The sequence below is a fragment of the Pseudomonas sp. RW407 genome (assembly GCF_003176655.1).
Lineage (GTDB): Bacteria > Pseudomonadota > Gammaproteobacteria > Pseudomonadales > Pseudomonadaceae > Pseudomonas > Pseudomonas delhiensis.
In genome coordinates this window covers 988,455-1,015,133 of the sequence record NZ_QGSL01000029.1, presented here as the reverse complement: position 1 = coordinate 1,015,133, position 26,679 = coordinate 988,455, and the positions used below count along the sequence as shown (strand labels likewise).

26 protein-coding genes are annotated in these 26,679 nt (G+C 69.7%); 12 read left to right on the top strand and 14 right to left on the bottom strand.

Going from position 1 to position 26,679, the window contains the following annotated elements:
• Positions 1-130: 130 nt before the first annotated feature.
• From DK254_RS05425 to DK254_RS05415, 3 genes are all read right to left on the bottom strand, one after another.
• The gene (locus DK254_RS05425; RefSeq protein WP_109932821.1) at positions 131-355 is read right to left on the bottom strand and encodes a DUF1161 domain-containing protein; all 225 of its coding nucleotides are present in this window, start codon (positions 353-355) and stop codon (positions 131-133) included.
• A gap of 124 nt (positions 356-479) precedes the next feature.
• Positions 480-695 (bottom strand): dodecin, encoded by a 216-nt coding sequence (locus tag DK254_RS05420; protein ID WP_089392755.1) that lies wholly within the window; start codon positions 693-695, stop codon positions 480-482.
• Between the two features lie 125 nt (positions 696-820).
• Positions 821-1,705, bottom strand: coding sequence for a LysR family transcriptional regulator (locus DK254_RS05415; protein WP_109932819.1), 885 nt, complete (start codon positions 1,703-1,705; stop codon positions 821-823).
• 289 nt (positions 1,706-1,994) lie between these two features.
• Between DK254_RS05415 and trpB the strand changes: the two genes are divergently transcribed.
• The gene (gene trpB, locus DK254_RS05410) at positions 1,995-3,203 is read left to right on the top strand and encodes a tryptophan synthase subunit beta (protein ID WP_109932817.1); all 1,209 of its coding nucleotides are present in this window, start codon (positions 1,995-1,997) and stop codon (positions 3,201-3,203) included.
• Entirely contained in the window at positions 3,200-4,006 is an 807-nt protein-coding gene (gene trpA, locus DK254_RS05405; protein ID WP_109932815.1) for a tryptophan synthase subunit alpha, read from the top strand. Before trpB ends, trpA begins: the two co-directional genes overlap by 4 nt.
• A 213-nt stretch (positions 4,007-4,219) precedes the next feature.
• On the opposite strand, the gene DK254_RS05400 is transcribed toward trpA, so the two are convergent.
• Positions 4,220-5,155: an AraC family transcriptional regulator gene (locus tag DK254_RS05400; RefSeq protein ID WP_109932813.1), complete on the bottom strand. Its 936-nt coding sequence runs from the start codon at positions 5,153-5,155 to the stop codon at positions 4,220-4,222.
• A 306-nt stretch (positions 5,156-5,461) separates the two neighbouring features.
• Here DK254_RS05400 and DK254_RS05395 point away from each other — a divergent pair, with 306 nt between their 5' ends.
• Complete coding sequence (locus DK254_RS05395) at positions 5,462-5,776, top strand: antibiotic biosynthesis monooxygenase family protein (RefSeq protein WP_109932811.1); 315 nt, start codon at positions 5,462-5,464, stop codon at positions 5,774-5,776.
• 6 nt (positions 5,777-5,782) lie between these two features.
• On the opposite strand, the gene DK254_RS05390 is transcribed toward DK254_RS05395, so the two are convergent.
• The 5 genes from DK254_RS05390 to DK254_RS05370 form a co-directional block, all read right to left on the bottom strand.
• On the bottom strand, positions 5,783-8,164 hold the full coding sequence (locus DK254_RS05390; protein ID WP_109932809.1) for a TonB-dependent receptor: 2,382 nt from the start codon (positions 8,162-8,164) through the stop codon (positions 5,783-5,785).
• A 366-nt stretch (positions 8,165-8,530) separates the two neighbouring features.
• Entirely contained in the window at positions 8,531-9,448 is a 918-nt protein-coding gene (locus tag DK254_RS05385; RefSeq protein WP_109932807.1) for a FecR family protein, read from the bottom strand.
• A complete protein-coding gene (locus DK254_RS05380; RefSeq protein WP_109932805.1) occupies positions 9,445-9,966 on the bottom strand; it encodes a sigma-70 family RNA polymerase sigma factor in 522 nt (173 codons plus the stop codon). The genes DK254_RS05385 and DK254_RS05380 overlap by 4 nt, the downstream gene beginning before the upstream one ends.
• 92 nt (positions 9,967-10,058) lie before the next feature.
• Entirely contained in the window at positions 10,059-10,388 is a 330-nt protein-coding gene (locus DK254_RS05375) for a DOPA 4,5-dioxygenase family protein (protein ID WP_109932803.1), read from the bottom strand.
• Complete coding sequence (locus DK254_RS05370) at positions 10,385-11,281, bottom strand: LysR family transcriptional regulator (RefSeq protein ID WP_109932801.1); 897 nt, start codon at positions 11,279-11,281, stop codon at positions 10,385-10,387. The genes DK254_RS05375 and DK254_RS05370 overlap by 4 nt, the downstream gene beginning before the upstream one ends.
• 128 nt (positions 11,282-11,409) lie before the next feature.
• Here DK254_RS05370 and betC point away from each other — a divergent pair, with 128 nt between their 5' ends.
• Genes betC through DK254_RS05355 form a run of 3 tightly spaced genes read left to right on the top strand, consistent with a single transcriptional unit; the run spans position 11,410 to position 15,432 of the window.
• Positions 11,410-12,918, top strand: coding sequence for a choline-sulfatase (betC, locus tag DK254_RS05365; RefSeq protein ID WP_109932800.1), 1,509 nt, complete (start codon positions 11,410-11,412; stop codon positions 12,916-12,918).
• Between the two features lie 35 nt (positions 12,919-12,953).
• Positions 12,954-13,877 (top strand): choline ABC transporter substrate-binding protein, encoded by a 924-nt coding sequence (locus tag DK254_RS05360; RefSeq protein WP_109933011.1) that lies wholly within the window; start codon positions 12,954-12,956, stop codon positions 13,875-13,877.
• A gap of 7 nt (positions 13,878-13,884) precedes the next feature.
• Positions 13,885-15,432, top strand: coding sequence for a SulP family inorganic anion transporter (locus DK254_RS05355; protein ID WP_109932798.1), 1,548 nt, complete (start codon positions 13,885-13,887; stop codon positions 15,430-15,432).
• Between the two features lie 271 nt (positions 15,433-15,703).
• On the opposite strand, the gene aroE is transcribed toward DK254_RS05355, so the two are convergent.
• Together aroE and hemF are read right to left on the bottom strand one after the other, a co-directional pair.
• A complete protein-coding gene (aroE, locus tag DK254_RS05350; protein ID WP_109932796.1) occupies positions 15,704-16,525 on the bottom strand; it encodes a shikimate dehydrogenase in 822 nt (273 codons plus the stop codon).
• Positions 16,526-16,609: 84 nt separating this feature from the next.
• Positions 16,610-17,533 carry an oxygen-dependent coproporphyrinogen oxidase gene (hemF, locus tag DK254_RS05345; protein ID WP_109932794.1) on the bottom strand — a complete coding sequence of 308 codons (924 nt, stop codon included), beginning with the start codon at positions 17,531-17,533 and terminating at the stop codon, positions 16,610-16,612.
• A 182-nt stretch (positions 17,534-17,715) separates the two neighbouring features.
• Between hemF and DK254_RS05340 the strand changes: the two genes are divergently transcribed.
• Positions 17,716-18,693, top strand: a complete 978-nt coding sequence (locus tag DK254_RS05340; RefSeq protein ID WP_109932792.1) for a quinone oxidoreductase — start codon at positions 17,716-17,718, stop codon at positions 18,691-18,693.
• Positions 18,694-18,900: 207 nt separating this feature from the next.
• Here the strand turns inward: DK254_RS05340 and DK254_RS05335 are convergent, their stop codons facing one another.
• From DK254_RS05335 to DK254_RS05325, 3 genes are all read right to left on the bottom strand, one after another.
• Positions 18,901-19,458 (bottom strand): L-threonylcarbamoyladenylate synthase, encoded by a 558-nt coding sequence (locus DK254_RS05335; protein WP_109932790.1) that lies wholly within the window; start codon positions 19,456-19,458, stop codon positions 18,901-18,903.
• A 44-nt stretch (positions 19,459-19,502) separates the two neighbouring features.
• Positions 19,503-20,597 carry a DNA-processing protein DprA gene (dprA, locus tag DK254_RS05330; protein WP_109932788.1) on the bottom strand — a complete coding sequence of 365 codons (1,095 nt, stop codon included), beginning with the start codon at positions 20,595-20,597 and terminating at the stop codon, positions 19,503-19,505.
• Positions 20,598-20,736: 139 nt separating this feature from the next.
• Positions 20,737-21,762, bottom strand: coding sequence for a LysM peptidoglycan-binding domain-containing protein (locus DK254_RS05325; protein ID WP_109932786.1), 1,026 nt, complete (start codon positions 21,760-21,762; stop codon positions 20,737-20,739).
• Positions 21,763-21,899: 137 nt separating this feature from the next.
• Between DK254_RS05325 and def the strand changes: the two genes are divergently transcribed.
• From def to DK254_RS05300, 5 genes are all read left to right on the top strand, one after another.
• Entirely contained in the window at positions 21,900-22,406 is a 507-nt protein-coding gene (gene def / locus DK254_RS05320; RefSeq protein WP_089392736.1) for a peptide deformylase, read from the top strand.
• A 56-nt stretch (positions 22,407-22,462) separates the two neighbouring features.
• Positions 22,463-23,407, top strand: a complete 945-nt coding sequence (gene fmt, locus DK254_RS05315) for a methionyl-tRNA formyltransferase (RefSeq protein ID WP_109932784.1) — start codon at positions 22,463-22,465, stop codon at positions 23,405-23,407.
• Entirely contained in the window at positions 23,404-24,714 is a 1,311-nt protein-coding gene (gene rsmB / locus DK254_RS05310) for a 16S rRNA (cytosine(967)-C(5))-methyltransferase RsmB (protein WP_109932782.1), read from the top strand. The genes fmt and rsmB overlap by 4 nt, the downstream gene beginning before the upstream one ends.
• Before the next feature lie 21 nt (positions 24,715-24,735).
• A complete protein-coding gene (trkA, locus tag DK254_RS05305) occupies positions 24,736-26,109 on the top strand; it encodes a Trk system potassium transporter TrkA (RefSeq protein WP_089392733.1) in 1,374 nt (457 codons plus the stop codon).
• A gap of 98 nt (positions 26,110-26,207) precedes the next feature.
• The gene (locus tag DK254_RS05300) at positions 26,208-26,531 is read left to right on the top strand and encodes a tetratricopeptide repeat protein (RefSeq protein ID WP_109932780.1); all 324 of its coding nucleotides are present in this window, start codon (positions 26,208-26,210) and stop codon (positions 26,529-26,531) included.
• The last annotated feature ends 148 nt before the right edge of the window (positions 26,532-26,679 follow it).

The following is a 26,679-nucleotide window of genomic DNA, read 5'->3' as shown; positions in this document are numbered from 1 at the left end:
GCTTGGCTATTCAGCCAATCCAGAATCCACGTAGAAACGCGAAATCCAGGTTGTTTTTTAACCAGTGGGACCGATCCTGAGGTTTTCACACAGCCTGCACTGGCGCCCCTTTCGCGGTTCCGCGGCAGCTTCAGTGCCGCGAGTAGACGATCTCCTTGCTGCCGCCCTCGCAGGTGCCGACCACCTGGCGCCCGCCGCCCGCGCCCTTGTCGACGACCTCCAGGGTGTAGCCCGAGACGCCCTTGGCCTGGAGCTTGGCGTCGATCTCGGCCTTGAGCTCCTCGCACGGCTTGCCGGCGGCCAGGGCGCTTCCCGCCAGGGCCAGCAGGCCGGCGGCCAACAACACTTTCTTCATGGCTGATGCTCCTTCGCTGAACGAATGGACGAAGGGCCCGCTGGGCCCGTGTGAACGGCCGCGCCACGGCGGCCATGCAAGCCCCCGGCGCCCCGGCCCGCGGGCGCGCGGCGGCGAATGCCGGTCAGCTGTCGGCGATCTTGAAGCCGACCTTCAGCGTCACCTGGTAATGCCCCACCGCACCGTTCTCGATATGCCCGCGGGTGTCCACCACCTCGAACCATTCCAGGTCCCGCAACGACTTCGAGGCCTCGGCCAGGGCGTTGTTGATGGCGTCCTCGATGCTGGTGCGCGAGGAACCGACCAGCTCGATCTTCTTGTAGGTGTGATGGTTCGACATCGGGTGCTCCTTGGCGCGCCTGGCGGCGCACAGTGCTGAATGTCCTCGTAGGACACTAGCCGAGCCCTGGAAGTGCAGCAAATTGCCGCCAGCGGCCAATGGCCACGCGCCAGGGCGCGGCCAGGTCAGCCCAGCTCGCCCCGCAGCCAGCGGGCCAGGCGTTCGGCTCGGGCGTCGGTGCGCCGCGCCGGGGCCCACAGCGCCAGGCGCGCGGCGGTTTCGACGAAGCCCCAGGGCGCGGCCAGGCGGCCGGCGGCGAGGTCGTCGGCCACCAGCGCCTGGGGGGCGATGGCCACGCCCAGGCCGGCCACCGCCGCCTCCAGCAGGTAGTACAGGTGCTCGAAGCCCTGGCCCAGGCGCAGCGCGCCGGTGTCCAGGCCCTGGGCGAGCGCCCACTGCGGCCAGGCCTGGGGCCGCGAGGTGGTGTGCAGCAGTGCCTCGCCCAACAGCGCCCGGGGCGCGGCCCGTTGCAACTCGGCGAAGCGCGGGTGGCGTGGGCTGAGCACCGGGCCGATGCGCTCGGCGGCCAGCTCGAACACCTGCATGTCCGCGGGCCACGGCGGCTCGGCGAACAGCAGGGTGGCGTCGACGCCGCCGCGCCGCGGGTCCTGCTCGCCCTCGCTGGCCGACAGTTGCAGGCGCAGCTCCGGCAGCTCGCGGTTGAGGCGGTCCAGGCGCGGGATGAACCAGCGGGCCAGCAGGCTGCCCGGGCAACCGAGCACGAAGGGCGCCTCGCCGCCGGCCTGGCGCAGTTCGGTGCAGACGCGGCGCAAGCGCTCGAAGGCATCGCTGCTGGCCTCGCCCAGGCGGCGGCCGGCATCGGTGAGTTTTACGCCGCGCCCGTCCTTGGCCAGCAGGGCCACGCCGAGGTCTTCCTCCAGTTGCCGCAGCTGCCGGCTCACCGCGCCGTGGGTGACGTGCAGCTCGGCTGCCGCCTGGCTTACGCCGCCAAGGCGGGCCACGGCGTCGAAGGCGCGCAGGGCGTTGAGCGGGGGAAGGTCGCGGCTCATGGCGTTCAACCTGTGAGTTTTCCTGACATGTCTGGGCGATCTTATCGCTTTTCCCGCCCGCTCGGCAGTCGTATCCTCGGCACATTCCGTAGGAGCAACGGTCTTGCGCCGAGGTGCTCTTCGTAGGATGGGTTGAGCTTGCGAAACCCATGCGGTTGCGCTGATGGGTATCGCTTCGCTCAACGCCATCCTACGAAAAGCCGTGCTTCCCTGGAGGTGTAGGAGCGGGCCCTGCCCGCGATCGCGCCCAGGGGGCGCTCCTACCTACCGACACAAGAGGAACCTTCCCATGTCCACATTGCGCACCGGTCCCGACGCCAAGGGCCTGTTCGGCAGCTTCGGCGGCCAGTATGTCGCCGAGACCCTGATGCCGCTGATCCACGACCTGGCCCGCGAGTACGACAAGGCCAAGGAGGATCCGGAGTTCCACAAGGAACTGGCCTACTTCCAGCGCGACTACGTCGGCCGCCCGAGCCCGCTGTACTTCGCCGAGCGCCTGACCGAGCACTGCGGCGGGGCGAAGATCTACCTCAAGCGCGAAGAGCTGAACCACACCGGCGCGCACAAGATCAACAACTGCATCGGCCAGATTCTCCTGGCCAGGCGCATGGGCAAGCAGCGCATCATCGCCGAGACCGGCGCCGGCATGCACGGCGTGGCCACCGCCACCGTGGCGGCGCGCTTCGGCATGAAGTGCGTGGTCTACATGGGCACCACCGACATCGACCGCCAGCAGGCCAACGTCTTCCGCATGCGCCTGCTGGGCGCCGAGGTGATCCCGGTCACCGCCGGCACCGGCACCCTCAAGGACGCCATGAACGAAGCCCTGCGCGACTGGGTGACCAACGTCCACGACACCTTCTACCTGATCGGCACCGTGGCCGGCCCGCACCCCTACCCGGCGATGGTCCGCGACTTCCAGGCGGTGATCGGCAAGGAAACCCGCGAGCAACTGGCCGAGAAGGAGGGCCGCCTGCCCGACTCCCTGGTCGCCTGCATCGGCGGCGGCTCCAACGCCATGGGCCTGTTCCACCCGTTCCTGGATGACGCCGGCGTCAAGATCATCGGCGTGGAAGCCGCCGGCCACGGCATCGAGACCGGCAAGCACGCGGCCAGCCTGAACGGCGGCGTGCCCGGCGTGCTGCACGGCAACCGCACCTTCCTGCTGCAGGACGAGGACGGCCAGATCATCGACGCCCACTCCATCTCCGCCGGCCTGGACTACCCCGGCATCGGCCCTGAACACGCCTGGCTGCACGACATCGGCCGCGTCGAGTACACCTCGATCACCGACCACGAGGCGCTGCAGGCCTTCCATACCTGCTGCCGCCTGGAAGGCATCATCCCGGCGCTGGAGTCCTCCCACGCCCTGGCCGAGGTGTTCAAGCGCGCGCCGAACCTGCCCAAGGACCACATCATGGTGGTGAACCTGTCCGGTCGTGGCGACAAGGACATGCAGACCGTCATGCACCACATGCAACAGGAGCAGAAAGCATGAGCCGCCTGCAGACCCGCTTCGCCGAACTGAAACAGCAGAACCGCGCCGCCCTGGTGACCTTCATCACCGCCGGCGACCCGGGCTACTCCACCTCGCTGGACATCCTCAAGGGCCTGCCCGAGGCCGGCGCCGACGTGATCGAGCTGGGCATGCCGTTCACCGACCCCATGGCCGACGGCCCGGCGATCCAGCTGGCCAACATCCGCGCCCTGGGCAACGGCCAGAACCTGGCCAAGACGCTGAAGATGGTCCGCGAGTTCCGCGCCGGCAACGACAGCACCCCGCTGGTGCTGATGGGCTACTTCAACCCCATCCACTACTACGGCGTCGAGCGTTTCATCGCCGATGCCAAGGAAGCCGGCGTCGACGGCCTGATCATCGTCGACCTGCCGCCGGAGCATAACGAGGACCTGTGCCAGCCGGCCCAGGCCGCGGGGCTGGACTTCATCCGCCTGACCACCCCGACCACCGACGACAAGCGCCTGCCCACCGTGCTGGAAGGCAGCTCGGGCTTCGTCTACTACGTCTCGGTGGCCGGCGTGACCGGCGCCGGAGCTGCGACCCTGGAGCACGTCGAGCAGGCCGTGGCGCGCCTGCGCCGCCACACCGAGCTGCCGGTGGCCATCGGCTTCGGCATCCGCACCCCGGAACACGCCGCCAGCGTCGCCCGCCTGGCCGACGGCGTGGTGGTGGGCTCGGCGCTGGTGGACAAGATCGCCAGCGCGCAAAGCTCCGCCGACGCCGTCGAAGGCGTGCTGGGCCTGTGCCGCGAGCTGGCCGAGGGCGTGCGCAAGGCGCGCTGACAGGCCGGGTTCGCGAGCAAGCTCGCGCCTACGAGAAGCGTCGTAGGATGGGACGAGCGGAGCGATACCCATCGCCATGGCGGAAAGCCGCGAACGGGTCGCCATGGAGCGAGGGTAGATCGAGGTCAGGCGGCGTATAACCGCGAACGGTTATACGCCCTACGTTTCTGCGGTTCGCGAGCAAGCTCACGCCTACGAAGAGCTTTCCGCCGTTCAGGCCGGCATCGCCGTATCGCCCAGCGCGTTGCGCAGGCTGGCCAGGTCGCGCAGCGGCGGGGCGCCGAACAGGCGGCTGTATTCGCGGCTGAACTGCGAGGGGCTCTCGTAGCCCACGCGGTGGCCGGCCACCGCCACTTCCAGGCCCTCGGAGAGCATCAGCCGGCGCGCCTCCTGCAGGCGCAGCTGCTTCTGGTACTGCAGCGGGCTGAGCGCGGTGACTTCCTTGAAGCGGTGGTGCAGGGTGGAGGCGCTGAGGTTGACCTCGCGGGCCAGGTCCTCGATGCGCAGGGCCTTGTCGAAGTTGCGGTTGAGCCATTCGATGGCGCGGGTCACCCGGTGCGTCTGGCTGTCGGTCATCGCCAGGTCGTGCAGCAGGTGGCCCTGGGGCCCGCGCAGCAGGCGGTAGAGGATCTCGCGGGTATACAGCGGCGCCAGCATGGCGATGTCGCGCGGGCTGTCGAGCAGGCGCATCAGCCGCAGCAGGGCGTCGAGCACCGAGGTGTCCAGGCGCTGCAGGTAGATGCCGCGGCTGGCCGGGCGCGGGGTGCTGCCGGCCAGGCCGGCGTCGGCGATCAGCCGCGTCAGCTCGCCCGGATCGATGTCCAGGCGCAGCGACAGGTAGGGTTTTTCCGGCGAGGCGTCGACCACCTGGCCGCACACCGGCAGGGTCACCGAGACCACCAGCAGGTTGAGTTCGTCGTAGCGGTAGATTTCCGGGCCGACGCGGATTTCCTTGCTGCCCTGGGCGATGACGCACAGCGCCGGGCGGTACAGGGTGGGCATGCGGCCTTCGCTGGGCTGCTCCATGCGCGCCAGCGACAGCGCCTCGATGGCGGTGTCGTGGACGCCGGAGAGGCTGTTGCAGTGGCGCTCGATGATATCGGCCAGCTCCTGGCGGCTGGCGGCGACGGGGTCGTGGGGCTGCGACATACGGGGGCCTCCGAAAGTGGCGGCGTCCAGCTTACGCCCGGGCCCGGGCGGGAAGTGTGACAGGGCGACGGACGCTGGAGGATCGGGCAAGCAATCGGCAGGATCGTACAAGCTGGCCGCCACGGGAAGCCCCCATCATGCCAGCCAGGCCGGGGAATCCGCCGTTTCGGGCAAGGCGCCGGCGATGGCGCAGGATCGGGCAAGAAGCCGGCAGCATCCGTCTACCGCTGGCCAGGGCCCCGCCCCTACTCTGGCACAACCGGGCCGAGCCCCCATTCCAGTGCCCGGGACAGGAGGAAATCGCCCATGGCCATTCGCCAACCGCTCGAACACCACCTGCTGATCCAGTCCCGCCCCGGCCACGAGGCCGAGCTGGCGCAACTGCTGGACCGCCTGATCAGCGCCGCGCACCAGGTGCCCGGCTGCCAGTCCTACGAGGTGCTGCTGCCGGCCACCACCAGCGACTTCTGGCGCCTGCGCGGCCGCTGGGCCGACGCCGAAAGCCTGCAGGCCTACCTGGAACTGCCGCTGCAACAGCTGCTGGGGGAAATCCTCCAGCACCACGCCCTGAGCCTGCACACCCACCTGGACACGCCGCGCGAGGATTCCCGCGCGGCCTGAGCCCCCTCAGTACTCCATGCGCCAGCCCAGGGTGAAGGTGCGCCCGCGGCCCTGGTAGTCATAGAGGTAGGCCGGCCCGTAGGTCGGCGAATAGAACAGCGTCGCCCGCTGCCCCCACACGGTGCTGTACTCGCGGTCCAGCAGGTTCTGGATGCCCGCGCTGAAGGTGCCGAACCCCGTCTTGCGTTCCCCCATCAGGTCGAAGGTGGTGTAGCCGTCGATCTCGTGGTCGGCGTCGTCCTTCAGGCTCATGGCGTGGTTGGCCTGCAGCCGCGCGCTGTTGACCTCGTCGTTCCAGCCAACGAAGGCGGTGGCCTTGGACAGCGAGGCGTAGCGCGCGTCGCGCTTGATCCAGTCGCCGTCGGCGTCCTCTTCCTCGGAACGCACCAGGTGCAGGGTGGTGCCGCCCTGCCAGCCGTTCTCGAAGTAGCGCGTCAGCGCGCCCTCGAAGCCGAAGTCGCGGCTCTTCTGGTCGACCACGTCGATGGTCAGGGTAGCCTGGTCGGTGGTGATGACCTTGTCCGACCAGATGTAGTACAGCGCGGTCTGCGCCTGCCAGTTCATGTCCGCGTAGCGCCAGCCCAGCTCGACCTGGCGGCTCTTGATGCCGGCCAGCGGGTTGTCGTCCACCGACAGCCCGGGCTTGCCGTAGTACTTGGCCGGGTCGGGCAGGTCGAAGCCCTCGCTGTAGTTGCCCCACAGCTGGTGGCCGTTGTGGAAGTCGTAGATGGCGCCGAGGTTGAACAGGTTGACCTGGTAGTCGTTGCTGCCGCCGGGCACGCCCTTGAAGTCGTCGACCTCGACGTCCATCTTCTGGTGCCGCGCGCCGCCGGAGAGGGTCAGGTCGTCGGTCAGCTTCCAGTCCAGCTGGCCGTAGAACGACAGGCCGTCGACCACGTAGCTGGGGTAGCGCGGCGCGCTGCTGGCGGTGCTCAGGTCGAGGCCGCCGCTTTCCGAGGAGACCAGTTGGTCGAAGGTCTTCTGCTCGGCGTTGAAGCGCTCGTGGTCCAGGTCCACGCCGTAGGTGAACTTGAAGGCGTCCCACTGCTTGCTGAACAGGCCCTTGAGGCCGCTGACCTCGAAGTTCTGCTGCGAGGCGGCGAAGTACACCCCGTTCACCCCGGCCGGCTTGCCGGCGTTGTAGTAGGGGAAGGGGTAGAAGTTGTCGTCTTCCTTGCGGTAGTAGGCCTGCAGGTAGAAGTCCTGGTCCAGCAGGTTGGCGTGGTGGTAGTTGGCGTTGAGCAGCAGGCGGCGGGTCTGCGGCTCCAGGTCGGTGTCCATGCCGCTGCGGATCTGCGCGTCGTCCAGGTCCGACGGGGCCTTGTAGTTCAGGTGCGGAAAGTAGATGCCGGTGCTGCCGTCGTTGCCCGAGTCGTAGTACTGGGCCAGCAGGTCCAGGCTCTGCTCGTCGGTGAACTGCGCGGTGAGGTTGCCCATGACGTCGACGGTGCGGTTGTACTGCAGGTCGGTCTGGGTGTTGTCGATGAAGATCTGGTTGCCGGCGCCGTCGTAGAAGGCCTCGTTCTTCTCCGCCGAAACGCCCAGGCGGCCGCTCAGGCGATCGGTGCCGCCGCTGACCGACTGGGCCAGGCGGGTGGAGAGGTCGTCGCTGTTGTTGAAGCCGCTGCTGGCGCCGAGCTGGCTTTCGAAGCGAGCGTCGCCGGGCGCGCCCTTCCTGGTGATGATGTTGATGATGCCGCCGGTGGCGCCGCCGCCGTAGATGGCGCTGGCGCCGGAGAGCACCTCGATGCGCTCGACGTTGAACGGCGAGATGCTGTCGAACTGCCGCGACAGGCCGCGGGAGCTGTTCTGGCTGACGCCGTCGATCATCACCAGCACGTTGCGCCCGCGCATGTTCTGGCCGTAGTTGGTGCGCCCCTCCGGGGCCAGGTCGAGGCCGGGCACCAGCTTGCCCACGGCCTCCTTGAGGCTGACGCCGGTGTCCAGCTGTTCGCGCAGCTGGGCCTGGTCGACCACCCAGACGGTGCCGGGGATGGAGCTGATGTCGGTGGGGGTGCGCGCGGCCACGCTGATCTGCGTCGGCGCCATGCTCAGCGGCTCGCCGCCGGCGGCCTTCTCGCGCTGCAGCACGACGGTGCGCTCGTCGCTGAAGCTCCAGCGCATGCCGCTGCCGGAAAGCAGCTTGTCCAGCGCTTCCTCGCGGCTGTAGCGGCCATCCAGGCCGGGGCTCTCCAGGCCCTGGACGTCCTCGGAGTTGAACAGCAGGTGCAGGCCGGCCTGGTCGGCGAACTGCGTCAGGGCGCTGTCCAGGCTGCGCGGCGCGATGTGCAGCTCGAGGTCCCCGACGGCCAGGGCCAGGGGGCTGGCGCCGCCGAGCAGGGTGGCCAGGGCCAGGGCGCGGTACAGCGGGGAGAAGCGGTGATGCATGCGGTGGTTTCCGTTCTTGTGGGCGTGGGCGCGTTTGTTGGGAATTCTTCGCGTTCATGCCTACGACGAAACGGGGGGGCTGACCTTGCAGTGGGGGATCGAAAAAATTTTCATTTGCAGGGGACGGCTGTAGGAGCGAGCTTGCTCGCGAACAGCGCTTACCGGCAGCTTCGGTGTGTTGGTTTGGCGCCGCACCCTCTCCCCAGCCCTCTCCCTGAAGGGAGAGGGGGCTAGTCCGTGCCGAGAGGAGGAATGGTTTCAGCCGGACACCAACGGCGCTGCCGGCTGACTCAGTAATATCCAAACGCTCCGAACGGTCCCCTCTCCCTTCAGGGAGAGGGTTAGGGAGAGGGCGCTCTCCAACCCCTACGAAGAAACCGGCCTGACCACCACCAACCAAGGCAATCGCGTCACCCGCACCGGCTGCAACCGCTGCAACGTCTGCAGCAACGCATCAGGATCATCCAAATCGAACACCCCGCTGACCTTGTGCCGGCGCAGCGCCTCGTCGGTCAGCAGGATGCGCCCCGGCAGGTAGCGCTCCAGTTCCGCCAGCACCTCGCCCAGCGGGCGCTGGTTGAAGATCAGCTTGCCGCGCTGCCAGGCGCTGGCGCTGTCCAGGTCCAGCGGCTGCACCGGGCCGGGGGCGGCCTGGTAGGCCAGGCGCTCGCCGGCGGCCAGGCGCACCGCCGGCTTGCCGCCGGCCTCCACCCGCACCACCCCCTCGGTCACCGCCACCTGCACGCCCGGCCCGCGGCTGTCGACGTCGAAGCGGGTGCCCACGGCGGTCACCTCGCCATCGCCCGCGTGCACCACGAAGGGCCGCTGGGCGTCCTTGGCCACCTCGAACAGCGCCTCGCCGCCGTACAGGCGCAGGCTCCGGCGGCTGGCGGAAAAGTCCACCGAAAGCGCGCTGGCACTGTTCAGCCAGACGCGGCTGCCGTCGGCCAGCTCGACCAGCCGGCGTTCGCCGGTGCGGGTGGCGTAGTCGGCGTAAATCCCGGCCACGGGCGTGGGCAGGGCCGCCGCCACGGCCAATGCGGCAACGCAAGCGGCCGCCGCCACGACAGCCAGGCGGCGCGGGCGCAGCAGGCGGTGGCGGCGGGCCACGCGGGTGGCCGGCAGGGCTCCCCACAGGGCTTCGGCGCTGCGCGCGGCACTTTCGTGTTCCGGGCTCTGCGCGCGCCATTGGATGAACTCGCGGCGGCGGCCGGCCTCGACGCGGCCGGAGTGCAGTTCCACCAGCCAGTCGAGGGCCTGGTTCTCCAGGTCGATGCGGCTCATGGCTGCGCCTCCTGCTGTAGCAGGTGGTCGCGGCAATGGCGCATGGCCTGGACGATGTACTTGCCCACCATGCTCTCGGAGACCCCGAGGCGGCGGGCGATCTGCGCGTGGGTCAGGCCGTCCAGGCGGTTCATCAGCAGCGCCTGGCGGGCCTTGGGCGGCAGCTGGTCGAGGGCGGCGTCGAGCTGTTCCAGGGCCTCGCGGGCGAGCAGGCGCGATTCCAGGCCGGCGCCGGGGTCGCTGACTTCGTTGGCCGCCGTCTCCTCGACGTGCAACTCGGCCAGCCGGCCCTCGCGGCGCAGGTTGTCGATGGCCAGGTTGCCGGCGACGCGGAACAGGTAGGCGCGGGGGTCCTGCACCTCGGTGTCGGGGTTCTGGTCGGCCAGGCGCAGCCAGGTGTCCTGGGCCACGTCGGCGGCGCGCTGGTTGTCGCCCAGGCGGCGGGCGAGGAAGCGCAGCAGGTCCGCATAGTGCGCCTGGAAGCTCTGCAGGAGGCTGGAGGAGGCGAAACGCCGCATGATGACCGCGATACCCTGGAATACCGGCCCGCCGCGGGCGGGCCGCCGGTAAAGCGGGCAAGCATACAACGAATCGAGAATCATTATCGAATTCAGCCGAACTGCGACAGGTCCAGCGGCCGCACGGCGCCCATCCAGATGGCGTGGTCGCGGTGGTCGCGCAGGTCGTCGCCGGTGTCCGGGTGGATGAACACCACCAGGCCGCCGCGGTGCAGCGCCAGCCAAGGCACCACGGCGGCGAAGGCTTCGTTGCCGAAGGCCAGCTGGCAGCTCCAGTCCGGGTGCGGGCCGACCGGGCGCTGGTGCATGCGGCCCATCTTTACGCCGAACAGGCGCACCGCCTCCTCGCAGAGTTCGCGGGCCTGCTCCAGGCTGTCGGCATCGTAGTAGACGTGGGCGTGGTAGCCGTGGATCTCGTTCATTCGTCCTGTTCCAGTTCGGCGCGCAGCCAGTCGACGAAGGGCTGCAGCAGGCGGGCGCGGCGCTTGCGCTCGGGCAGCACGGCGTAATAGCCGTAGCGCGACGCCGCGCTCTCGCGGATGGGCCGGCACAGTAACCCCTGCTCCAGCAGTTCGTCGACCAGGTGGCGCCAGCCGATGGCCACGCCCTGGCCGGCGATGGCCGCCTGCACCAGCAGCGTGTAGTTGTCGAAGCGTAGCCCGGAAGCCTCCGGCGGGCGCGGCAGCTCCAGGGCGCGGAACAGGCCCGGCCAGTCGAACCAGCGGCTGTGGGCCTCGGGCTTCAGGTGCAGCAATGGCAGGCGCTGCAGCTCCTCCAGGGGCAGCGGCGCCTGGCGCTCGCCGAGCAGGCGCGGGCTGCACACCGGGAAGACTTCCTCGCCGAACAGCAGCAACGGCTCGCCATGCTTGAAACGCCCGTCGCCGAAGGTTATGGCCACGTCCACGTCGCTGCGCAAGCTGCTGGGGCTGCGCTCGCTGCTCAGCAGGCTGACGTCCAGTTCCGGGTGCCGCTGGCGGAAGCGCGGCAGGCGCGGCATCAGCCAGTAGGCGGCGAAGGCGAAGTCGGTGGCCACCTGCAGCACCTCCTGGGTGCGCCGGGCGCTGACCGCGGCGACGCCCGCCTCCAGCTCCGCCAGCCCGGTCTGCACGTGGCGCAGCAGCAACTGGCCGCTTTCCGTCAGAACGATGCCGCGGTGCACGCGGTCGAACAGACGCACGCCCAGTAGCTTCTCCAGGCGCTTGATCTGCTGGCTCACCGCCGGCTGGCTGCTGCCCAGTTCGGCGGCCGCCGCGGTGAAGCCCTGCTCGCGGGCGGCGCACTCGAATACGCGGAGCAGTTCCAGGGGCAGGCTCATGGTTGCGCCACCCATAAGCTGGTGTTATCCGAAGCATGTATGGCCATGCGGTTTACCCCCTGCCGGCGCGGCGTGACACTGCTGTCACGCACTATTCCATAACAACCGTGCATAGGATAAGTCCCGCCATGCCACGCCCGAACATTCTCTTCATCATGGCCGACCAGATGGCCGCGCCGCTGCTGCCCCTCCACGATGCCGCCTCGCCCATCCGCATGCCCAACCTGATGCGCCTGGCCGAGCGGGCCGTGGTGTTCGACTCGGCCTACTGCAACAGCCCGCTGTGCGCGCCCTCGCGCTTCACCCTGGTGAGCGGCCAGCTACCGACGAAGATCGGCGCCTGGGACAACGCCGCCGACTTCGCCGCCGACGTCCCCACCTACGCCCACCACCTGCGCCGCCTGGGCTACCGCACGGCGCTGTCGGGCAAGATGCACTTCTGCGGCCCGGACCAGCTGCACGGCTACGAGGAACGCTTGACCTGCGACATCTACCCCGCCGACTACGGCTGGGCGGTGAACTGGGACGAGCCGGAGGTGCGCCCCAGTTGGTACCACAACATGTCCTCGGTGCTGCAGGCCGGGCCCTGCGTGCGCACCAACCAGCTGGACTTCGACGACGAGGTGGTGTTCAAGGCGCGCCAGTACCTCTACGACCACGTCCGCGAGCACGCCGAGCAGCCGTTCTGCCTGACCGTCTCCATGACCCACCCCCACGACCCCTACACCATCCCCCGCGAGTACTGGGACCTGTACCGCGACGAGGACATCCCCATGCCCGCCGTGGAGCTGGCGCAGCACGAGCAGGACCCGCACTCCCAGCGCCTGCTCAAGGTCATCGACCTGTGGGGCAAGCCGCTGCCGCCGGAGAAGATCCGCGACGCCCGCCGCGCCTACTTCGGCGCCTGCAGCTACGTCGACGCGCAGATCGGCGCGCTGCTCAGGACCCTGGAGGAATGCGACCTGGCCGAGAACACCCTGGTGGTGTTCTCCGGCGACCACGGCGACATGCTTGGCGAGCGCGGCCTCTGGTACAAGATGCACTGGTTCGAGATGGCCGCCCGCGTGCCCATGCTGATCCACGCCCCGGGCCGCTTCGCGGCGCGCCACGTGGCCGAGTCGGTGTCCACCCTCGACCTGCTGCCGACCCTGGTGGAACTGGCCGGCGGCGAGCTGCCGCAGGACCTGGAGCTGGACGGCCGTTCGCTGCTGCCGCACCTGCAGGGCCAGGGCGGGCACGACGAGGTGATCGGCGAGTACACCGCCGAAGGCACCCTCAGCCCGCTGATGATGATCCGCCGCGGCGACTACAAGTTCGTCTACTCCGAACAGGACCCTTGCCTGCTCTACGACCTGAAGAACGACCCGCGCGAGCTGGAGAACCTGGCCGGCTCGGCGGCGCACCGCGAGCTGTTCGACGCCTTCCTGGCCGAAGCCCGGCAGCGTTGGGACATCCCGGCGATCACCGCCCGCGTGCTGGCCAGCCAGCGCCGCCGGCGCTTCGTCGCCGACGCCTTGCAGCGCGGCAAGCTGACCAGCTGGGACCACCAGCCCTTCGTCGATGCCAGCCAGCAGTACATGCGCAACCACATCGACCTGGACGACCTGGAGCGCCGCGCCCGCTATCCCAAACCCTGATAACCAAAACCAGAAGAAGCCGAGGGGAGATGAGCATGACCAAGTTAAGTGCATTGCTGCTGGCCACCACCATGGCGCTGGCCGGCCAGGCCGCGCGGGCCGAGGACGAAGCCTGCGCCACGGTGAAACTGGCCGATCCGGGCTGGACCGACATCGCCGTGACCAACGGCGTCGCCAGCTTCCTGCTCGACGCTCTGGGCTACCAGGCCAAGGTCGACACCCTCTCGGTGCCGATCACCTACGGCGGTCTGCGCGACGGCCAGGTGGACGCCTTCCTCGGCAACTGGATGCCGGCGCAGCAGGGCTTCCACGACCAGTTCATCGCCAGCGGCCAGGTCACGCAACTGGCGAAGAACCTGGAAGGCACCGAGTTCACCCTGGCCGTGCCGACCTACGTCTACGACGCCGGGGTGAAGAACTTCGCCGACCTGCAGAAGCACGCCGACCAGTTCAACCACAAGGTCTACGGCATCGGCTCGGGCGCGCCGGCCAACCAGTCGATCCAGAAGATGATCGGCGGCAACGAGTTCGGCCTGGGCGACTGGAAGCTGGTGGAGTCCAGCGAGCAGGCCATGCTCGCCGAGGTGAGCCGGGCGGTGAAGCGCGACCGCTGGATCGTCTTCCTCGGCTGGACGCCGCACCCGATGAACGTGAAGTACGACATGAAGTATCTCGCCGGCGGCGACAAGTACTTCGGCAGCACCGGCAGCGTCTACACCGTCACCCGCAACGGCTACGCCAAACAGTGCCCGAACAGCGCCAGGCTGCTGGCCAACCTGAGCTTCGACCTGAAGATGGAGAATGCCATCATGGCCGAGGTGCTGGAGAAGAACGTCGCCAACCAGCAGGCGGTGAAAGCCTGGATCAAGGCCAACCCGCAGGTCCTGGGCAAATGGTTGGACGGCGTGAAGACCCGCGATGGCGGCGACGCCCTGGCCGCCGTGCAGGCTAGGCTCTGAACCGCCGATGACGCGCCTGCTGCCGTTTCTTGCCTGGCTGCCAGGCTTAGGCCCGCGCGGGGTGGCGCGCGAGGCCTGGGTCGGCCTGGCCGGCGCGGTGCTGGCCCTGCCGCAGTCCATCGCCTACGCGCTGATCGCCGGGCTGCCGCCGCAGTACGGGCTCTACGCGGCCATGCTGCCGGTGGCGGTGGCCTGCCTGTGGGGCTCGTCGAGGCACATGGTGGGCGGGCCCACCGCGGCCATCTCGGTGGTGCTCTACGCCACGGTGGCGCCCCTGGCGCCGCCGGGCAGCGAGCTGTTCATCCACTACGTGCTGCTGCTGACCTTCCTCGCCGGCCTCCTGCAATGGGCCCTGGGCGCGATGCGCGCCGGGGTGCTGCTGAACTTCGTCTCGCACTCGGTAATGCTCGGCTTCACCCTGGGCGCGGCGCTGGTCATCGCCCTGGGCCAGTTGCCCTACCTGCTGGGCGTGGAAGTGCACAGCCGCGGCAGCGCCCTGGACGGCACGCGCCTGCTGCTGGCGCGCCTGGGCGAGTGCGACCCGGCGTCCCTGGCCATCGGCCTGCTGAGCCTGGCGGCGAGCCTGCTGTGCCGCTGGCTGCGGCCGCGCTGGCCGGCGCTGATGCTCGGCCTGCTGCTGGCCAGCCTGGCGGTCTGGGCGCTGCCCGCCTGGTTCGGCGGCGTGGCGCGGGTGCAGGCCTTCGCCAGCGCGCTGCCGCCATTCAGCCCGCTGCAGGCCGACGCGGCGAGCATCGCCGCGCTGCTGCCCGGCGCCCTGGCCTGCGGCCTGCTGGGCCTGGTCACCAGCCTGTCCATCGCCCGCGCCCTGGCCGCGCGCAGCCAGCAGGTGCTGGACGCCAACCGGGAAATCCGCGCCCAGGGCCTGTCCAACCTGCTCGGCCCCTGGTTCTCCGCCAGCCTCTCGGCGGGCTCCTTCACCCGCTCCGGGCTGAACCTCGAAGCCGGCGCGCGCACGCCGCTGGCCGGGATGTTCTCCGCCGCCTGGGTCGCGGTGCTGGCGGTGGCCGGCGCCGGGCTGATCACCCACATCCCGCTGCCGGCCATGGCCGGCGGCATTCTGCTGATCGCCTGGGGCCTGGTCGACCGCCCGGCGCTGCGCGCCCTGTGGCGCGGCAGCCGCAGCGAGTTCGCGGTGATGGCCCTGACCGCCGCGGCGACCCTGCTGCTGCCGCTGCAGAACGCCATCTACCTGGGCGTGCTGGCCTCGCTGCTGCTCTACCTGCGGCGCACCTCGCAGCCGCGGGTGGAACGCTGGCAGGCCAGCGAGGAGGAAGTGCTGCGGGTGGAGGGCTCGATCTTCTTCGGCGCCTGCGACTACCTGCAGCGCCTGATCCAGGCCAGCCAGGGCCGGCGCCTGGTGCTGGACGCCAGGCACGTGAACTTCATCGACTTCGCCGGCGCGCACATGCTCCAGCAGGAGGCCCGAAGGCTGGCCGGGGAGGGCCGCCACCTGGTGCTGCGCCACGCCCGCCCGCGGGTGCGCGAGGAGCTGGCGAAGCAGATCGGCGAAGGCGCGGTTTTGCAGGTGGAGTAGGGCGCATAACGCCCAAGGCGTTATCCGCCGATTGGCCATGGCCCCAGAGCGCGCAAGGTTCAGCCTCGGAGTGAGCGATGAGATCGGTCAAGCGGCGTATAACCGCGAACGGTTATACGCCCTACGTTACCGGCGAGCTCCGAGCTATCGGCGCGCTCCGAACAGCCCCCTCTCCCTTCAGGGAGAGGGTTGGGGAGAGGGAGCGGAGTCAACCTGAACGCCAAAGCCCCGGTGAGCACCGTTCGCGAGCAAGCTCGCTCCTACGAAGGGCCTAACCCGCCAACTGCCGCCGCAACTCATCCAGCACCGGCCGCGAATCCGGCCGCACGCCGCGCCACAGCACGAAGGCTTCCGCCGCCTGTTCAACCAGCATGCCCAGGCCGTCGATACAGCGCGCCGCGCCCTGCTCGGCGGCCCAGCGGTTGAAGGCGGTGGTTTCCTTGCCGTACATCATGTCGTAGCAGACGGTGTGCCCCGGGCGGATCAGCGCCGGGTCGATGGGCGGCAGCTCGCCGGCCAGGCTGGCCGAGGTGCCGTTGACGATCAGGTCGAAGGGCTCGTCGCGCAGGTCAAAGCCGCCGGCGCGCACCTGGCCCAGGTCGGCGAACTCGCGGGCCAATTGCTCGGCCTTGGCCGCGGTGCGGTTGAGCACCACCAGCGCCGCCGGGCCTTCGGCCAGGAAGGGTTCGAGGATGCCGCGCACCGCGCCGCCGGCGCCCAGCACCAGCACGCGGCGGCCCTTGAGCGCCACGCCGTTGTTCACCACCAGGTCGCGGGTCAGCCCGGCGCCGTCGGTGTTGTCGCCCAGCAGGCCGCCGCCGTCGAGCCGCTTCAGGGTGTTCACCGCCCCGGCGCGGCGCGCGCGCCCGGTAAGCTCGCTGCACAGGCGGTAGGCGTCTTCCTTGAAGGGCACGGTGACGTTGGCGCCCAGGCCCTCGGCGAAGAATGCGCGGGCCGCCCCGGCGAAGTCGTCCAGGGGCGCCAGCCGGGCGTCATAGGTGAGCGCCTGGCCGGTCTGCTCGGCGAACAGGCGGTGGATCAGCGGCGACTTGCTGTGGCCGATGGGGTTGCCGAAGACGCAATAGCGGTCCATGGGTTTCCTGAGCTGCAAGCTGAAAGCCGCAAGCTTGAAGCTTTTTGCCTGCGGCTTCCAGCTTCAGGCTTCAGGCTTCAGGCTTCAGGCTTCAGGCTTCAGGCCCAGCCAATCGCGGTCCTGCAGGAAATACTCGGTCAGCCGCGCCTCTTCGCTGCCCGGCTCGGGCTTCCAGTCGTAGCCCCAGCGCACCTGCGGCGGCAGCGACATGAGGATGGACTCGGTGCGCCCGCCGGACTGCAGGCCGAACAGGGTGCCGCGGTCGTAGACCAGGTTGAACTCCACGTAGCGGCCGCGGCGGAACTCCTGGAACTGGCGCTGCTGCTCGGTCCAGGGGGTGTCCTTGCGCTTGCGCACGATGGGCAGGTAGGCCTGGATGTAGGCGTCGCCGATGGCCCGCAGGAAAGCGAAGCAGGTGTCGAAGTCCCACTGGTTCAGGTCGTCGAAGAACAGGCCGCCGATGCCGCGCGGCTCGTTGCGGTGCTTGAGGTGGAAGTAGCGGTCGCACCATTCCTTGTAGCGCGGGTAGACGTCCTCGCCGAAGGGCGCGCAGGCCTCGCGGGCGACCCGGTGCCAGAGCACGCAGTCTTCCTCGTGGGCGTAGTAGGGCGTCAGGTCGAAGCCGCCACCGAACCACCATACCGGCTCCTCGCCTTCCTTCTCGGCGATGAAGAAGCGCACGTTGGCGTGGGAGGTGGGCACGTGGGGGTTGCGCGGGTGGATCACCAGCGACACGCCCAGGGCCTGGAAGCCGCGCCCGGCCAGTTCCGGGCGGTGCGCGCTGGCGGACGGCGGCAGGCCGGCGCCGAACACGTGGGAGAAGTTCACCCCGCCCTTCTCGATCACCGCGCCATCGCCGATCACCCGGGTGCGGCCACCACCACCGGCCGGGCGCTCCCAGGCGTCTTCGGCGAAGCGGGTGGCGCCGTCCTCGGCTTCGAGTGCGGCGCAGATGCGGTCTTGGAGGTCGAGCAGGTAGGCCTTCACGGCCTGGATACGGTCGGTCACGGGACACCCCTTGGAGCGGAAAGCCGCGCGGCGCTTGGGCCGCAGGTCGGAGAGAGGGCGCCAAGCATAGCATTGCCGATGGACAACCAATGCTTGACGGCGATCAACAGGCCGGCTTGGATGAAAGACTTTTCCCAAAGCGTTGCCGGCCAGCCCGGCGGCGCATGCAGCAGGAGATCCACATGGCCAAGCGCATCCAGTTCGCCCGCACCGGCGGCCCCGAAGTCCTCGAGTACACCGACTACACCCCGGCCGAGCCGGGCCCGAAGGAAGTCCGCGTACGCAACCGCGCCATCGGCCTGAACTTCATCGACACCTACTTCCGCAGCGGCCTCTACCCGGCCCCGGCGCTGCCCTCCGGGCTGGGCACCGAGGGCGCCGGCGAAGTGGAGGCGGTGGGCAGCGAGGTCACCAGCGTCAAGGTCGGTGACCGCGTGGGTTACGCCACCGGCCCGCTGGGCGCCTACAGCGAGCTGCACGTGCTGCCGGCGGCGAACGTGGTGAAGCTGCCCGACGCCATCGACTTCGAGACCGCCGCCGCGGTCATGCTCAAGGGCCTGACCGTGCAGTACCTGCTGCGCCAGACCTACAACGCCCAGCCCGGCCAGACCGTGCTCTGGCACGCGGCCGCCGGCGGCGTCGGGCTGATCGCCTGCCAGTGGGCCAAGGCCCTGGGGGTGAGGCTGATCGGCACCGTCGGCTCGGCGGCCAAGGCCGAGCTGGCCAAGGCCCACGGCGCCTGGGCGACCATCGACTACAGCCACGAGAACGTGGCGGAGCGCGTGCTGCAGCTCACCGACGGCAAGAAGTGCCCGGTGGTCTACGACTCGGTGGGCAAGGACACCTGGCCGATCTCCCTCGACTGCGCCGCCCCGCGCGGGCTGATCGTCAGCTTCGGCAACGCCTCGGGGCCGGTGGACGGGGTGAACCTGGGCATCCTGGCGCAGAAGGGCTCGCTGTTCGTCACCCGGCCGACGCTGTTCGGCTACGCCAACACCCCCGAGCGCCTGCAGGCGATGGCCGAGGACCTGTTCGGCATGCTCGTCTCGGGCAAGGTCAAGGTGGAGATCAACCAGCGCTACGCCCTGGCCGACGCGGCCAAGGCCCAGACCGAGCTGGCGGCGCGGCGGACTACCGGGTCGACCATTCTGCTGCCTTGAGGGAAACGGCACGGCTTCTCGTAGGAGCGAGCTTGCTCGCGAACAGTGCTCAGCTGTGACTTCGGTGTTTTAGTTTGGCTCCGTCCCCTCTCCCTAACCCTCTCCCGCTTGCGGGAGAGGGTTAGGGAGAGGGCGCTCTGAACGCCAACATCCACTGTCCCCGGCAAATTCGGTTCGCGAGCAAGCTCGCTCCTACGAAGAGCCCCCTCAGGCCGGGCGCACGGTCCGGCCGGTGACCAGGTCGCGGATCACGCTGGGGTTGCGCCGGCCGCCGAGCTTGCCGTCGAGCACGCCGTCCAGCTCGCCGCGGAAGTACTGCTCCACCCGCAGCCGCGAGCGCGCCGCCGGGCGTCCGGCGGGGTTGGCCGAGGTGGACACCAGCGGGCCGGTGAGCGCGCACAGCTCGCGCACCAGCGGGTGTTCGCTGACGCGCAGGGCCACGCTGTCGTGCTGGCCGGTGATCCATTCCGGCAGGCGGTCCTGGTGCGGCACCAGCCAGGTGTTCGGGCCCGGCCAGGTGGCGCCCAGGCGGTCCTGCCATTCCTGCGGCAGGTCGGCCAGCAGGAAGTCGAACTGGCGGATGTTGTCGGCCACCAGGATCAGGCCCTTCTCCACCGGCCGCTCCTTGATCGCCAGCAGGCGGTAGACGGCGTCCTCGTTCCAGGGGTCGCAGCCCAGGCCCCAGACCGCTTCGGTCGGGTAGGCGATGACGCCACCGTCACGCACTATCTTGGCCACACGCTGCACACGCCAGCTGCTGATCATCGGGGAACTCCAGGGAAATCACGATTGCGCGGCAGTTTACGGGTTCAACCGCCGCGATGCACCCAGACGCCGGCCTCGCAGGCCACCTTGCCCTCCAGTTCCAGCTCGGTCAGCGCCGCCAGCACCTGCGGCAGCGCCCAGCCGGAGCCTGCGGCCAGCGCCTCGCTGCCCAGCGGCGCGGCGCGCAGCAATTCCAGCAGCGGGTGCGCTGGCGACTGCGGGGCCGGCTCACCGGCCGGAGCCCCGGCGGTCCAGCCGCTCAGGCCGTCGAGGATGTCGTCGATGCGCTCCACCAGGGTGGCGCCCTGGCGGATCAGCTCGTGGCAGCCCCGCGCGCCGGGATGGTGGATGGAGCCGGGGATGGCGTAGACCTCGCGGCCCTGCTCGGCGGCCAGCCGCGCGGTGATCAGCGAGCCGCTGGCCGGGCTGGCCTCGACCACCAGCACGCCCAGGGACAGGCCGCTGATGATGCGGTTGCGCCGCGGGAAGTTGTCCGGCCGCGGCGGGCAGTCCAGCGGCAGCTCGGACAGCAGCGCGCCGCCGCCCTCGACGATGCGCCGCGCCAGCCCCAGGTGGCGGCGCGGGTAGAGCCGGCACAGCCCGGTGCCGAGCACCGCCAGGGTCGGCCCGCCGGCCTCCAGGGCGCCTTCGTGGGCGGCGCCGTCGATGCCCAGGGCCAGCCCGCTGGTGATGGCGAAGCCGCCGCCGGCCAGGCTGCGGGCGAAGGCGCGGGCGGTGTCCAGCCCCGGGCGGCTGGCGCGGCGGCTGCCTACCACCGCCAGTTGCGGCTGCCCCAGCACGCCGTGGGCGCCCTCGACGAACAGCAGCGGCGGCGCATCGGCCAGTTCCGCCAGCAGCGCGGGGTAGTCCTCGCTGTCCCACATCAGCAGGTGCCGCTCGGGCCCTTCCAGCCAGCGCAGGGCCTCGGCCGCCGCCTGGCGGGTGGCTTCGCTGCGCCGCGCCTCGGCGCTGGCCGCCGGCAGGCCGAGGGAACGCCAGGCCGCGGCGGGTGCGCTGAGGGCGGCGGAGGCGCTGCCGAAGGCCGCCAGCAGGGCCGTGAAGCGCCGCGGCCCCAGTTCGGGCAGGGCGTGCAGGCGCAGGCGGGCTTCCAGTTCGGCGGGGGAGGCTTGGCGGGGCATGGCGGCAGTCCTTGGCGCGTGGGCGGGAAGCCCGACTATGCCGCGTCCGCCGGCCGCCGCCTGCCGGACGCTTCGGAAGATGCGGCCGGCAGAAACGAAGAACCCCGCCGCGGCGGGGTTCTTCGTACAGGCGTGGGGATCAGGGGTTGCGCACCTTGTCCTGCACTTCCAGCGAGCGGTTGGCGGTGAGCACCAGGCCGTAGCTGAGGCGGTTGTAGGTGCGGAAGATCATCACCAGGCCGGAGCGCTCGTCGGGGATCTTCACCAGGTCGCCGCTGACGCGGTCGCGCACCGTCTCGCCGAGCTTGTAGATGGCCAGCACGTTACCTTCCTCGAGGCCGTCGCGGGAGCCCTTGTCGATGGTCACCACGTCGTACTTGCCGATCTGGGTGACGCCGCGCGGCACGTCGATGATGCTGCCCTTGATCGGCGTCTTCGGCTCGCTGGGCATGAAGAGGGAGGTCACCGCGCGTTCCTCGGTGGGGAACAGGCGGTCGCCCGGCCGCACTTCCTGGGTGGTCCGCGTCAGGTTGAGGGTGGCGATGTCGTCTTCCTTGGCGGTCACCCGGGCGCTGCCGACGTCCATGGCGTCGACGCCGAGGACTTCCTTGGTGTCCGGGTCGGTGTAGATCTTGCCCTGGCGGAAGATGCCGTAGCTGCCTTCCTCGGCCAGGGAGTCGCCGCGGGCGTAGGCGCGGTCGCCGGCGCCGCTGACCACGCGCTCGGCATCGCCGGCGACCATGTAGGGGGCGTTGCTGAAGTCGCCCTCGCTGTCGACGATGCGGTTGGACAGCAGGAAGGCGTTGATCTTGTCCAGCGGGATGGTCGGCACCGCCTCGGCCATCGGCGTGCTGCGCACCTTGGGCGACAGCTTGATGGTGCCGTGGGAGGCGCCGCGGTTGAGCACCAGGCGCGGCTGGCCGTCGATGTACACCAGGCTCAGGACGTCGCCGGGGTAGATCAGGTGCGGGTTGCGGATCTGCGGATTCACCTGCCAGATCTCCGGCCACTTCCAGGGCTTGCTCAGGAACTTGCCGGAGATGTCCCAGAGGGTGTCGCCCTTGACCACCGTATAGCGGTCGGGGTGGCCATCCCTGAGTTCCACGGCACCCTGCGCCATGCTTCCTGCCGCCAGCAGCAGCACGGCGAGTAGTGTTTTCCTCATGCGGTGAATCCCTTTATTATGTATACACATGAAACACCGGAAAGCCGCCCCTACCGGGCTTTCCAGCGTTTTTCGATGCTGCTCAGCATATTAGCAGCCGATTTTTACTTTATTCCACAAGTGCATCACAAACGCATATGGCCATTCTGAACATCCTCGAATTCCCCGATCCGCGCCTGCGCACGATCGCCAAGCCTGTCGAGGTGGTCGACGATAGCGTGCGCCAACTGGTCGACGACATGTTCGAAACCATGTACGAGGCCCCCGGCATCGGCCTGGCCGCCACCCAGATCAACGTGCACCAGCGCATCGTGGTGATGGACCTGTCCGAGGACAAGTCCGAGCCGCGCGTGTTCATCAACCCGGAACTGGAAACCCTCACCGACGAAATGGGCGAGTACCAGGAAGGTTGCCTGTCGGTGCCCGGCTTCTACGAGAACGTCGACCGCCCGCTGCGCGTGCGCGTCAAGGCGCTGGACCGCGACGGCAAGGCCTTCGAGGAAATCGCCGAGGGCCTGCTGGCGGTGTGCATCCAGCACGAGTGCGACCACCTCAACGGCAAGCTGTTCGTCGACTACCTGTCGAACCTCAAGCGCGACCGGATCAAGAAGAAGCTGGAAAAGCAGCACCGCCAGCGCGCCTGACCCCTCCTCCCCAAAGGCTTGCCCCGGCAAGCCTTTTTTCTTTAGCGAGCCTACGCATGAGCCAAGCATTGCGCATCGTCTTCGCCGGTACCCCGGAATTCGCCGCCGAGCACCTCAAGGCCCTGCTCGACACCCCGCATGAGATCGTCGCCGTCTACACCCAGCCGGACCGCCCGGCCGGCCGCGGGCAGAAGCTGATGCCCAGCCCGGTCAAGCAGCTCGCCGTACAGCACGGCCTGCCGGTGCTGCAGCCGCCGACCCTGCGCGACGCCGCGGCCCAGGCCGAACTGGCGGCGCTGCGGCCGGACCTGATGGTGGTGGTCGCCTACGGCCTGATCCTGCCCCAGGCGGTGCTCGACATCCCGCGCCTGGGCTGCATCAACAGCCACGCCTCGCTGCTGCCGCGCTGGCGCGGCGCCGCGCCCATCCAGCGCGCGGTGCAGGCTGGCGACGCGGAAAGCGGCGTGACCGTGATGCGCATGGAGGCGGGCCTGGACACCGGGCCGATGCTGCTCAAGGTCAGCACGCCGATCAGCGCCGAAGACACCGGCGGCAGCCTGCACGATCGCCTGGCGCGCCTGGGCCCGCCGGCGGTGGTCGAGGCCATCGCCGGCCTGGCCGCCGGCACGCTCGAGGGCGAGGTGCAGGACGATGCCCTGGCCACCTACGCGCACAAGCTGAGCAAGGATGAGGCGCGCCTGGACTGGAGCTTCCCGGCCGTGGAACTGGAGCGCGCCGTGCGCGCCTTCGACCCCTGGCCGGTGTGCCACACCACGCTGGGCGGCGAGCCGCTGAAGGTCTGGGCCGCGCGCCTGGGCGAGGGCAGGGGCGAGCCGGGCAAGGTCCTCGGCGCCAGCCGCGACGGCCTGCTGGTCGGCTGCGGCGAAGGCAGCCTGCTGCTGACTCGCGTGCAGCTGCCCGGCGGCAAGCCGCTGGCCTTCGCCGACCTGTTCAACAGCCGCCGCGAGCAGTTCGCCGCCGGCCTGGTGCTCGGCCAATGAGCACCAGCCCGCGCCTCGCCGCGGCCCGTGCATTGGCCGCGGTGCTCGCCGGCCGCGCCTCGCTGGGCAGTTCGCTGCCGCCGCAACTGGAACTGGTCGCCCCGCGCGACCGCGGCCTGACCCAGGAGCTGGCCTTCGGCACCGCGCGTTGGCAACCACGCCTCGCCGCCCTGGCCGCGCGCCTGCTGCAGAAGCCGTTCAAGGCCGGCGACCGCGACGTTGAGGCGCTGCTGCTGGTCGGCCTGTACCAGTTGCTCTACACCCGTATTCCGCCGCACGCGGCCATCGGCGAAACCGTTGGCTGCGCCGACAAGCTGAAGAAGACCTGGGCCAAGGGCCTGCTCAACGCCGTGCTGCGCCGCGCCCAGCGCGAGGGCGAAGTGCTGCTGGCCGACGTCGACCGCGACCCGGCGGCGCGCCTGGCCCACCCGCGCTGGCTGCAGAAGGCGCTGAAGCAGGCCTGGCCGGAGCAGTTCGAAGCCATTTGCGCGGCGAACAATGCCCACCCGCCGATGACCCTGCGGGTGAACCGCCGCCAGGGCAGCCGTGACGCCTACCTGGCCGAACTGCAGGCCGCCGGCATCGAGGCCGTGCCCTGCACCTACAGCCGCGACGGCATCCAGCTAACCCAGCCCTGCGACGTGCGCGATCTGCCCGGCTTCGCCGAAGGCCGCGTGAGCGTGCAGGACGAGGCCGCGCAACTAGCCGCCGACCTGCTCGAACTGGCCCCCGGCCAGCGCGTGCTCGACGCCTGCTGCGCCCCCGGCGGCAAGACCTGCCACCTGCTGGAGGCCGAACCCGGCCTGGCCGACGTGCTCGGCGTGGACCTGGAAGCATCGCGCCTGGTGCGCGTGCGCGAGAACCTGGCGCGCCTGCAGCTGGACGCCAGCCTGGTCGCCGCCGACGGCCGCGACACCGGCGCCTGGTGGGACGGCAAGCCGTTCCAGCGCATCCTGCTGGACGCGCCCTGCTCGGCCACCGGGGTGATCCGCCGCCACCCGGACATCAAGCTGACCCGCGCCGCCGAAGACATCCCGGCCCTGGCGCAGCTGCAGGGCGAGCTGCTCGACGCGCTGTGGCCGACCCTGGAGGTCGGCGGCATCCTGCTCTACGCCACCTGCTCGGTGATGCCGCAGGAGAACCGCGAGTCGATCGCCGCCTTCCTCGCCCGCACCCCCGGCGCCCGCGAACTGGACCTGGCCGGGCCCTGGGGCCTGAAGCAGGACCACGGGCGCCAGCTGCTGCCGCAAGAAGGCGGACACGACGGCTTCTACTATGCCAAGCTCATCAAGATATCCGCCCGCTAGAGCCCGGACGAGCGCGACCCCATGAAGATCATCATCCTCGGTGCCGGCCAGGTCGGCGGCACCCTGGCCGAGCACCTGGCCAGCGAAGCCAACGACATCACCGTGGTCGACACCGACGGCCAGCGCCTGCGCGACCTCAACGACCGCCTGGACATCCGCACCGTGCACGGCAAGGCCTCGTTCCCCACGGTGCTGCGCCAGGCCGGCGCCGACGACGCCGACATGCTGGTGGCGGTGACCAACAGCGACGAGGTGAACATGGTCGCCTGCCAGGTGGCCTACACCCTGTTCAACACGCCGACGCGCATCGCCCGGGTGCGCGAGGCGGCCTACCTGACGCGCACCGGCCTGTTCGACAACGAGGCCATCCCGGTGGACGTGCTGATCAGCCCGGAACAGGTGGTGACCAACTACATCAAGCGCCTGGTCGAGTACCCCGGCTCCCTGCAGGTGATCGACTTCGCCGAGGGCAAGGCCCAGCTGGTGGGCATCAAGGCCCACTACGGCGGCCCGCTGGTGGGCCAGGAGCTGCGCCAGCTGCGCGAGCACATGCCCAACGCGGACACCCGGGTGGCGGCGATCTACCGGCGCAACCGGCCGATCATCCCCCAGGGCGACACCGTGATCGAGGCCGACGACGAGGTGTTCTTCATCGCCGCCAAGGCCCACATCCGCGCGGTGATGGGCGAGATGCGCCGGCTGGAGGAGAACTACAAGCGGATCATCATCGCCGGTGGCGGCAACATCGGCGAACGCCTGGCCGAGGCCATCGAGAACCGCTACCAGGTGAAGATCATCGAGATGAACCCGGCGCGCTGCCGGCACCTGTCGGACAACCTCGACAGCACCATCGTGCTCCAGGGCAGCGCCTCGGACCGCGACCTGCTGCTGGAAGAGAACATCAACGAGACCGACCTGTTCCTGGCCCTGACCAACGACGACGAGGCCAACATCATGTCCTCGCTGCTGGCCAAGCGCCTGGGCGCGCGCAAGGTGATGACCCTCATCAACAACCCGGCCTACGTCGACCTGGTGCAGGGCGGCGAGATCGACATCGCCATCAGCCCGCAACTGGCCACCATCGGCACCCTGCTGACCCACGTGCGCCGCGGCGACATCGAGAGCGTGCACTCGCTGCGCCGCGGCGCGGCCGAGGCCATCGAGGTGGTGGCCCACGGCGACGCCAAGTCGAGCAAGGTGATCGGCAAGCGCATCAGCGACGTGCACCTGCCGCCGGGCACTACCATAGGCGCGGTGATCCGCGACGAGGAAGTGCTGATCGCCCACGGCGAGACGGTGGTGGAATCCGGCGACCACGTGATCCTCTTCGTGGTCGACAAGAAGCGAATCCGCGACGTCGAACGGCTGTTCCAGGCCGGTCTGACGTTCTTCTAGGCTGCAGGCGGCAGGCCATAGGCTGCAGGCAAGAGCTTGACATGGCGCGCGTGGGCCGCATGCTGTTCGCCTGTAGCCTGTAGCCTGTAGCCGCCCCTATGACCGATCCCCAATCCCTCGAAAAACTGCTCGCCAAGGGCATGGACAACCCGCTGCTGCGCTTCGGCCTGGGCAAGGGTTATCTGGATGCCGGCGATGCCGCCAAGGCGGCGGAACACCTGCGCCGCTGCGTGGAGCAGGACGCGAAGTACTCCGCCGCCTGGAAGCTGCTGGGCAAGGCCCTGCAGGCCCAGGGCGACCTGGACGGCGCCCGCGCCGCCTGGACCGACGGCCTGGCCGCGGCCCAGGCCCACGGCGACAAGCAGGCGGAGAAGGAAATGACCGTGTTCCTGCGCAAGCTGGACAAGGCCAGGGGCGGCTGAACCCGCCGCCCCTTGTAGGAGCGGGCCCTGCCCGCGATTCGCGCGCAGGGCGCGCTCCTACAGGAGAACGGTGTGGTGGGGCAGCGTAGGAGCGGATCTCATCCGCGAATCGCGCCGATACGTCCGGCTATCGCGGACAAGCTACCAA